The following is a 9,315-nucleotide window of genomic DNA, read 5'->3' as shown; positions in this document are numbered from 1 at the left end:
GCCACCTGTCCCCCCCACCCAACACCTCCCCCCCCGCACCCCCCCCCCCCACCCCCCCCACACCCCCCCCCCCCCCCCCCCCCCCGACCCCCCCCCCCCCCCCCCCCCACCCCCCCCCCCCCCCCCCCCGCGTCAACCACCGATGCGGTGCTTGCCCGGCTGCCGCGGTTCCGAGTCGTCCTGACCGGTGGTCACCGGCCGTCGGTGGTCCCGAGCCATGTCCGCCCGGTGAGCGATCCGCACCGGGGCTCTTCCGGCTGCGGTGCCGGCAGAACTGTCCCGCCACCCTTGCGCGGTGCGCGGTCGTCACTGACATCTTCGGGCATCTCCCGCCCCGGTCGCATGAGACAACTCCCGTTGGCAGCCGTCCTGTTGTACACCGCGCATGGCAGTACCGAGGGTCGTGCCGAGCAAAGGAACATCACTCGACGGGAACAACCGGCTGCTCTTGTCCGTACCATCACTACACCAAGGCCTCTTGCGGCACATGCGGCGTCGCTGCCGGCCGACGAGACTCCTGCCCGAGAGCAGGCATCATCGCGGCACGGTCACACGCCCAGGAAAGGTTCACCACCATGCCCGAGACAACAGTTCCCGCCACCGAACTGGCATCGCAGTACATCAACCAGGTGACCGGCGACCTAGAGTCGAACGTCAAGGAACAGGAACGCATCAATGCGGAGATCGCCGCACTGCAGGAGCAGCTCGCCGCTCTGCAGCGCGACCACACCGTACTGGTGAACGTGCAGAAGGCACTCGGTATCGCAAAGACGCAGGCCGAGCAGGCCGCCGAGCCCGAGAGGGTCGAGGTTCCTTCTCCACGGCGGAAGAAGGCCGGTGCCGCACCCGGCGGGAAGGCCAAGGCGCCTGCCTCCTCCGCCGCGCCGCGCAGGAGCGCCGCCAAGAAGTCCCCGGTCGAGGGGGCGGAAACCGCGAAAGCGAGCACCGCGAAGGCGGGCGCTGCGAACGTGAGCACCGCGAAGGCAGGCGCTGCGAAGGCGGGTGCTGCGAAGGCGGCGCAGCCCACCCTCGTGGAGCTCATCCGGCGGCACCTCGCCGACCAGAAGGAGCCCCGATCCGCCACGGAGATCTCCACAGCGCTCGGCAAGGCGCATCCCAAGCGCGACATCGCCGCCAAGGTCGTACGCGTCACGCTTGAGGGTCTCGTGGCCAAGAGTCAGGCCGAGCGCACCAAGCAGGGCAGGTCAGTCTTCTACAGTGCGCCGGCGTCCGAGCCGACCCCTGTTCCCGAGACTCAGGCGCAGACCGACGACGCGGACCACTGACCGCTGACGCCGAGCGCGGCAGCTCGACGGGCCGCCAGGTCACCTCACGCCACGGCGGTTCCCTCCAGCTCCACCATCTGACCGGGGATCGCCAGTCGGGTCACCCCGAGCATCGTCGTGGTGGGCGCCGCCCCGACCGCGGCCAATCGCCCCGCCAGTACGCCGGAGTACGGGAACAGCAGATCCACGTCGGTGGTGTAGACGTTGAGCCGGACCAGGTTCGCGAGGGACATGCCGGCCTCGCCGAGCACCGCCTCCAGGTCGGCGAGGCTCAGCGCCAACTGCGCGGCCATGTCACGCTTGTGGAGAGGTTCCGGACCGGCTGTCACTGACGGGGACGGCCACGGTCACGGCCACATTCCTGGCCACCGCGCCCCTTGGCCACGGCTGAGGCGGCTCTAGTGCCGGTCGTCCTGGGGCGTGTCGGCGTGGTCGTCCGTCAGGGCGATGCGGGCGGTGACGCTCTTGCCGAATCGTTCCAGCCGCGCTTCGAAGTCCTGGGCGACCGTCATCACGATCTCCAGGCCGTGCTGGCCCACCCGGCCGGCGTCGGCACCCCTGGCCACCGGCAGTACCGGGTCGGAGTCCCACACGGTCACCTCGACCACATCACCATCGACGCGGAGGTTCATCAGTGCCGGGCCCGGTGCGTACTTGCAGACATTGGTCACCAGCTCACTGACCACGAGCTGCGTGAGATCCAGGCCTCTCTGGGAGACCTTCAGCCCTCGTTCGGCCTGCCCCCTGGCCAGGAAGTCCGCGGCCAGGTGCCGGGCCTGAGCGATATCGGTTCCGGCCCCGTCCAGGGCCACACTGGTCTGCCAAGCACGCCCGGCCGGGGCCGCGTCCTCACGGCCCGAGGGCTCTGGTTCCCTCATCGCTGCCTTCGCTCCCCGCACACACCTTCCGCGTACCCGGGTGAGCGCGGTCGACGCTCCGATGCGCCCGTCGTCGGCTCCGCCATCCGGCGGCGTTGGCCCTACGATGCAGGCAGTACCCGGTACACATTTCCGGTCTGCCAGTATCACCGACATGGCTGAGGGAGATATGACGAACCCCGAACCAGCTGAGAGGTCGGACCAGCTGTCGGTCGTCTCCACCACCATGGAGGGCATCCGCGTCCTGGCGCTCACCGGAGAGATCGATCACCACACCGGCAACCGGTTCCAGCAGGCTCTGTACTTCTCCGATGCCGCGTGCCATCGCGTGGTGGTCGACATGAGCGGTGTGACCTTCATGGACTCCACCGGCATCAACATCCTCATCACCGCCCACCGCATGCTGAGCGAAGCCGGCGGCTGGTTGCGTCTGATCGCAGCGAGCGAGTCCGTGAAGCGCACGATGCACATCGTCGGCATCGACACCATCCTCGACTGCCGCGAAACCCTCCACGAGGCTCTCAGCGCCTGACGGGCCGCCGAAGGCCCGAGCCGATCGGACGACGGGGTTTCATCGGGCGTGGCCGCTCACCACGGCAGCGCGATGTTTGGGTCGGCGATCGGTATGCACCGCGCCGACGCCAGGGCATTCCACGCACGCGGACACACGGACAGTCTCCCGCCCTCCACTCGCGTCCGCTGCATCACCGCACGTCGCATGCACCTTGACCCCGACGAGCGAGCAGCTCTACATTCCCCAGGCAGTTCGCACCCATGTCGTCAGTCCTTCTACGTGAACGCCTGCGTCTCCCTTCACCAACCGCCTCCACTTCACGAGGTCCGGCCTGACCGGTTCGCAGCACACGCCCGCGCAGACGGAGGAATGTCGTTCATGACCCGAAGAACAATGCCGGGGCATGTCGTCGTCGCACCGGCCGTGGCGGCCACCGGTCCCTTCGCCTCCGCGGCGGCGGGTGCGGCGCGCGACGAAGCGACCCACCCGTCCGGCTACCCCACCCCGACGACGAAGGACGCGCACTGGGTCACCACATGGACCGCCGTGCCCCAACTGACCGAGCCCGCCGACCTGCCGCCCGCTCCGTTCACCCGGGGCAACCGCGTCCTGGTGGACGCCACACTGCGCCAGACGGTACGCGTGTCCGTGGGCGGCCGGTACACACGGATACGCCTGTCCAACGCGTTCGGGGGTGCGGACCTGCCCGTCACCGCCGCCTCCATGGCACACCCGGCGGACGGCAACGCGGGCGTCAGTGCCGTCGTGCCCGGCAGTACGCGTCCGGTGACGTTCGGCGGGCGTGCGGGCATCAACATTCCGAAGGGGGCTCAGGCGGTCAGCGACCCACTGGACTTCGAGGTCCGGCCGGGGAGCAATCTGACTGTCACGCTCTACCTGGCCGACGGCCAGGCATCGGGCTCCATCACCTCACACCCGGGCTCGCGAACGACCTCCCACATGCTGTCGGGTGACCACCTCGGCGACAGCGACCTGCCGGGCGCCACCCCGGTCGATCACTGGTACTTCCTCAGCGGCGTCGAGGCATGGTCCACCCGCACCACCACCGCGGCCGTGATGCTGGGTGACTCTCTCACCGACGGACGCGGATCCACCACCAACAGGAACGACCGGTGGCCCGATCAGCTCCTCGACCGGCTCCAGTCCCGTCCTGCCACCGCCGACATCGCGATCCTCAACCAAGCGGCCGGAGGCAACCGCGTCCTGCACGACGGCTCGGGCCCCAACGCGCTGGCCCGGCTGGACCGCGACGTCCTCGCCCAGAGCGGCGTCAGCCGGCTCCTCGTCTTCCAGGGGATCAACGACATCCCCGGCGGAAGCTCGGAGTCGACGGCGGAGCAGGTCACGGCCGACCTCGTCAACGCCTACCGGCAGATCATCACCCGAGCACACGCCCAGGGCATCCACGTCTACGGAGCCACGCTCACCCCCTTCGGGGGGAACGGCTACGACGACGCCGCCGGCCTCCACGAGTCCTCCCGGCAGGCGGTCAACGCGTGGATCCGCACCAGCGGCCGATTCGACGCCGTCATCGACTTCGATCAGGCGGTCCGCGATCCCCGGAACCCCCGTCGGCTCTCCCCCGCCTACGACGTCGGCGACCATCTTCACCTCAACCCGGCCGGCTACCGGGCCCTTGCCGACGCCGTCCCCACCGAGCTCTTCCAGCAGACCCCTGTCCCGCCCGGCTTCACCTGACCGAGCAGGCGGCAGCGACAGGGCGGTGAAGGACGCGCCGGGGCTGACGGCACCGATGGGAGCCCGTCGCCGTGAGCGTTCAAAAAAGCGGTGGAACCGCGCGGCCGTTCGCCACTAGCGTGCCGACGGACCGAGTCATCTGGGCGAGGACGTGCCTGTACACCCTGTGAGACCTCCCAAGCGCTGATGTGTCGCGCGTCGCGCCTGCGCGCCGCGCCGCTTTTTGCTGCGGACTTCTCACTGGAACCGGTGTACTTCTGTGCTCGATACCTGGATGGTCGCGCCCACCTGCCTGCCGCTCGTCATCCGCCGTTGCCACGCGTGCGCGTCGCGGCGATTCCGGGCGGACGGCGCGTTCCGTGTCAACGCGAACCACAAACTCATCGACGCCTGGCTCCTCGCGCTCTGTACCTCCTGCGAGGAAACGGCGAAGCTCACCGTCCTGGAGCGGATGCGTGTGCGCTCCGTACGACCCGAACTGCTGGACCGGCTGCACGGCAACGACCCCGTCCCGGCAGCCGAGTTGCTGCAGGACCCGGTCGTGCGGCGCCGCAACCGCATCGCCCTCGACTGGAACGACGCCTGGCGTCTCGACACCGGCGGTTCGGATCACGGGGACCGCGAAGTGGTCGAGCTCGCCGTCCGCTTCGCGGCACGGATTCCCGTCCGGCCGGTGCGGCTCATCGCCCGAGGATGCGGTTCTTCACGGGCCGAGACCGAGAGGCTGATCGCGGAAGGGAAGCTCGTTTCGGCAGTCCGGCTGAACGGCAAGCTCTCCGACGACTTCACCTTCACGATCAAACGCTGAGCGCTCCTCAAGGCCAGGGGCCTGCCGTGCCGTGCACGGTTGCCTCCCTGAGCGAGGCGGGGACGACCGGTCGTTCCAGAGCGCGCGGCCCGGACACGCCAGGGCGGCTCCGTCCCCTGCGCCGGGGAAGGAGCCGCCCTGGTGTGTCCGGAGGCGTATGCCTCAACGCGTCATGCGTGACGGTGCGAGTGCCGGTTGCCGGTGACGAGGCGGTAGATGGCGAGCAGGACCAGGGAGCCGACGATCGCGGCGATCCAGGTGGAGAGGTGGAAGAACCCGTCCATAGAGTCGACCCCGAAGATCACCTTGCCGAGCCAACCACCGAGCAGACCGCCGGCGATGCCGATGAGCATGGTGATGATGATGCCGCCCGGGTCCTTGCCCGGCATCAGGGCCTTGGCGATCGCGCCGGCGAGCAGCCCGATGATGATCCAAGCAATGATGCCCATGGTGTGTCTCCGCTTCGTCGTATAAGGGATGTGTTAGTTCATCGGGTACGCCGATTCCACCCGAACAAACATCTCCTCCTGGTGTCGACTCCGTGGGACCGGGAGCCGAGGGGTGGAACGGGCGGCAGAGGCAGGGGGTCTGACAGTCCGTCCGCCGCTCGCACCCTCAGTGCCCTTCGCCGTTGCGGGCGGCGACCTCCCGAACGGCCTCCGCGATCGGCGGGTAGTCCGCGCCCTGCGCGGCTCCGAAGGTGACCCGAGGCGCACGGCATGCTCCTCGGTCGGCCGGTTCGTTGTTTCCGGCGAGCGACAAGCCGCGTTGCATTCACCAAAGCGGCAACTGCTTCGTTGCACGACGTTGCGATGCGCGGGAACAAGAGCAGACCCGGTGCCCTCCGGTCCGCGGCAGCCGTTTCGGGCCGCCGTTCCGTACCCTGACCGCATGCGCATGCGCCCCACCCTGAGCTGGACCCCGGCCGAGGATCTGCCGCCGGGCACCACGGATCTGGAGCCGGTCGTCGATGCGCTGAGCACCGGCGGTGTGCTGGTGCTCAGCGGAGCGGGGATCTCGACGGAGTCGGGCATCCCCGACTACCGGGGCGAGGGCGGGAGCCTCAGTCGGCACACGCCGATGACCTACCAGGACTTCACCGCCGACGCCCAGGCCCGGCGCCGGTACTGGGCGCGCAGCCACCTGGGCTGGCGCAGCTTCGGCCGGGCCCTCCCCAACGCCGGGCACCGGGCTGTGGCCGCCTTCGGACGACAGGGCCTGCTCTCGGGTGTCATCACGCAGAACGTGGACGGCCTGCATCAGGCCGCAGGCAGCGAGGACGCCGTGGAACTCCACGGGACCCTGGCCAGGGTCGTCTGCCTTTCGTGCGGCGCCTTCAGTCCGCGCCGTGAGCTCGCCCGGCGACTGGAGGAGGCCAATCCGGGGTTCGAGCCCGTGGCGGCCGGAATCAATCCGGACGGTGACGCCGATCTCACCGACGAACAGGCCGGAGGCTTTCGCGTGGTGCCCTGCGTGATCTGCGGCGGCATCCTGAAACCCGACGTCGTGTTCTTCGGCGAGACCGTTCCGCCGCAGCGCGTCGAACACTGCCGCGCACTGGTCCGCAGGGCGGCTTCGCTGCTGGTTCTGGGCTCCTCGCTGACGGTGATGTCGGGGCTCCGCTTCGTCCGCCAGGCGGCTCAGACCGGGAAGCCCGTACTGATCATCAACCGGGACCAGACCCGCGGGGACCAGCACTCCCTCACGAGGGTTTCACTTCCGCTGGGAACGGCCCTCACCACCGTGGCAGACCGGCTCGGCATTCCGGTCGACGGCCGGGCGGAGGAGAGAGCGTGATCGGGCGGGGATTCCCCGACCATCAGTGAGGAACGGGAGACGAGCCGCGCGCGCTTCGGCCTCACCGTCACGGGCGCGGTGGTTTCGGACGCATCCGGCACCCCCGGCCCTCGACGAAGCGCCCATCTCCGCTGTCGGCGTATGTGAACCAGCCGTTGCCGCAGCCCTCGGCTTCCCCCGGAATCTCCCTTCCGCTCGCGCCGCCCGCAGGACGTACGTCACCGGTGCCGCCGCCGGGCCGTTCGGCAACTCCCGGGCCGCGACACGGCATTCGGCCAGGGACGTCGCAGCGTCGGGATCTGGCAGAGTGCGATCCACGCCTTCATCGCCAGCGCCCGGCGATCAGCGTCCAGGTGTCCAGGTGTCCAGGGTCGCCGCGGCCGATGGATGCCGTACACCCGGTGCCGGCGGCCCGCCCGGGCCGGTGACGAGCAGCCGTTCCAGCCGGTTCCCCCTCCCTCAGCGAGCTGCTGAGGTAGCAGCAGTACGCGAGGGCCGGGTTGACCGGCTGCCACGCCGTCGACCTGCCCTGCCCTGACCGTGGGTCAGGATGGTCCGGCCGTGCGGTCGGTGGGGGGTGATCGGCCCGAGGGCTGACCGAAGTCACTGGGCCCTGCTACTCCCGACGGCGTGCGCCGACGCCACCCAGCAGCTCGCCCGCCTGACCCGCGCGGCCGGCATCGCCCTCGTCGAACCGCCGGCTCCGCACGCCCTCTCCCACCACGCGGGCCGCCTGCTTCCGCCCGTCGCCGCGCACCGCTGCCCGGCTACGCGCTCGCCTGCCCGGGCGGATCCGGGAGTACCTCTTGATCGAACAGCCCCCGTTTCTCCGCCACTTCCGCACTGCAAGCTGGAACCCGTGCCGTCGTGAGGCGTGTCACACCCTCCAAGGTGGGCCTAAGTTGTCTGCATCACAGCGGAAATGTCCATTTGGCGTGCATGCTCGAATCGGATGCCGACGCCTGAAATGGGGCTCATCGGCGTCTTCTTGGGCGCGAAGCTCCAAAGTGACCCATGGCACAGCACACGTGGCATTCCCTCTGTTCCCCTTGGAAGGTGCACCATCATGGCCGCTTACCTCTGCCCCCCTGCCGTGATACACGGCGAGCACGCCGTGAAGACCAGCCAGATCGTGGCGGAGGTGAGCGATCGGCATCCGCAAGCGGCGTGGGCGCCGCGCATCGACGGCATCGCCGCCAGTACCGGCATCGAGACCCGTGGCTGGATGCTGCCGCTGGAGGCAGCCGTCGCGCCCGGCAAGGGCAATGGACTGCGGGCTGTCGGCGTCCAGCCGACCCAACAGGCGTTGACGCGCGACGGGTTCACCCGGCAGGACGTGGACCGCGTGATCGCCGCCCTGGAAACCGTACCCGCGCCGCAGACCGTCCAGGAGCGCACGGCGCCGGCCTGGGAGGCCGTGCAGTCCTACGGTGAGCATGCGGCGCGCGGGGCCCTGCAGATCGCCGGACTGGACGCCGCCGACGTCGACTGCCTGATCACCAGTCACTCCACGACCCCAGCACTTCCCGGGCTGGACATAGCCCTGGCCAACAAGCTTCCGCTCCGCGACGACGTGACGCTGCTGCCGGCCACGCAGTGGGCCTGTATAGCGGGGACCCGTTCCCTGGCGCTGGCCGCGGACCTCGTGGCCGCCGACCCCGAGCGGGTGGTCCTGGTCGTCATAGCGGAGGCGCTCAGTACGACCTACCAGCCCGCGGACGACACCCTCGAGTCCCTGATCGTCCGGTTGCTGTTCGCGGACACCGCGGTCGCCGCGGTGGTCACGGGCCGCCAGAGGCCCGAGTCGGTGCTGCGGCTGGACGCCGCCTGGCACCACACCCTGCCCGGCACCCAGGACCTGCACCGCCTGGAGACGCGGGCGGACGGGACCCACTTCGTGATGGACCGGCGCGGGCCGCGCGCCGTACAGCAGACCGTCACCGCGATGTGGGAGTGGCTGCGCGTCCGGTACCAGGACGACCCCACCTCCTGGCACCCCGACGTACTGCTCGCGCACCCCGGCGGGACCCGTGTGCTGGAGTACATGGAGCAGACGATGCCCGACGCGTGGCCGGCGGGGCTGCTGGACTACAGCCGGGAGAGCTACACCAGCGGCAACCGCGGGGGCGCCGCCGTGTTCGACATTCTGCGGCGGGCGCATGACGCCGGGCAGCAGAAGCCGGGCCATCGCGCCGTTCTGTACGCGGCCGCCCCGGGTCTCACCGCCACGGCCCTGGACGGTGTGTGGCTGTAGCGCGAGGGCGCCCCGCCGGGGGCCGGCCCACGGGCCCCCGGCGTCACCGCGTAGTCCCC

General features: G+C 70.0%; 8 protein-coding genes and 1 pseudogene. 6 read left to right on the top strand and 3 right to left on the bottom strand.

The genetic code is table 11. The annotated features are described in order from the left end of the window. Window positions 1–575 precede the first annotated feature (575 nt). The gene (locus ABTX62_RS17485) at window positions 576–1,286 is read left to right on the top strand and encodes a hypothetical protein (protein ID WP_352116971.1); all 711 of its coding nucleotides are present in this window, start codon (window positions 576–578) and stop codon (window positions 1,284–1,286) included. Between the two features lie 44 nt (window positions 1,287–1,330). Here ABTX62_RS17485 and ABTX62_RS17480 read toward each other — a convergent pair. Both ABTX62_RS17480 and ABTX62_RS17475 read right to left on the bottom strand, forming a co-directional pair. After that, window positions 1,331–1,600 (bottom strand): annotated as a pseudogene (locus tag ABTX62_RS17480) (RidA family protein); the annotation flags it as partial. An 84-nt stretch (window positions 1,601–1,684) separates the two neighbouring features. Further along, window positions 1,685–2,164, bottom strand: a complete 480-nt coding sequence (locus tag ABTX62_RS17475; RefSeq protein ID WP_352116970.1) for an ATP-binding protein — start codon at window positions 2,162–2,164, stop codon at window positions 1,685–1,687. A 154-nt stretch (window positions 2,165–2,318) separates the two neighbouring features. Between ABTX62_RS17475 and ABTX62_RS17470 the strand changes: the two genes are divergently transcribed. The 3 genes from ABTX62_RS17470 to ABTX62_RS17460 all read left to right on the top strand — a co-directional run bounded on the left by ABTX62_RS17470 (window position 2,319) and on the right by ABTX62_RS17460 (window position 5,205). Next, on the top strand, window positions 2,319–2,696 hold the full coding sequence (locus ABTX62_RS17470) for an STAS domain-containing protein (protein ID WP_352116969.1): 378 nt from the start codon (window positions 2,319–2,321) through the stop codon (window positions 2,694–2,696). A gap of 360 nt (window positions 2,697–3,056) precedes the next feature. Next, complete coding sequence (locus ABTX62_RS17465) at window positions 3,057–4,397, top strand: SGNH/GDSL hydrolase family protein (protein WP_352116968.1); 1,341 nt, start codon at window positions 3,057–3,059, stop codon at window positions 4,395–4,397. Window positions 4,398–4,671: 274 nt separating this feature from the next. Continuing rightward, window positions 4,672–5,205 carry a DUF1062 domain-containing protein gene (locus tag ABTX62_RS17460; protein WP_352116967.1) on the top strand — a complete coding sequence of 178 codons (534 nt, stop codon included), beginning with the start codon at window positions 4,672–4,674 and terminating at the stop codon, window positions 5,203–5,205. Window positions 5,206–5,375: 170 nt separating this feature from the next. Here the strand turns inward: ABTX62_RS17460 and ABTX62_RS17455 are convergent, their stop codons facing one another. After that, window positions 5,376–5,654 carry a GlsB/YeaQ/YmgE family stress response membrane protein gene (locus tag ABTX62_RS17455; protein WP_283974059.1) on the bottom strand — a complete coding sequence of 93 codons (279 nt, stop codon included), beginning with the start codon at window positions 5,652–5,654 and terminating at the stop codon, window positions 5,376–5,378. Between the two features lie 442 nt (window positions 5,655–6,096). Here ABTX62_RS17455 and ABTX62_RS17450 point away from each other — a divergent pair, with 442 nt between their 5' ends. Further along, complete coding sequence (locus tag ABTX62_RS17450) at window positions 6,097–7,002, top strand: NAD-dependent protein deacetylase (protein WP_352116966.1); 906 nt, start codon at window positions 6,097–6,099, stop codon at window positions 7,000–7,002. A gap of 1,066 nt (window positions 7,003–8,068) precedes the next feature. After that, window positions 8,069–9,256 (top strand): beta-ketoacyl-[acyl-carrier-protein] synthase family protein, encoded by a 1,188-nt coding sequence (locus ABTX62_RS17445; RefSeq protein WP_352116965.1) that lies wholly within the window; start codon window positions 8,069–8,071, stop codon window positions 9,254–9,256. Window positions 9,257–9,315: the final 59 nt, after the last annotated feature.

The organism is Streptomyces sp. NPDC096046, assembly GCF_040303285.1.
Classification (GTDB): Bacteria; Actinomycetota; Actinomycetes; order Streptomycetales; family Streptomycetaceae; genus Streptomyces.
This window is presented reverse-complemented; position numbering and strand designations above follow the sequence as displayed.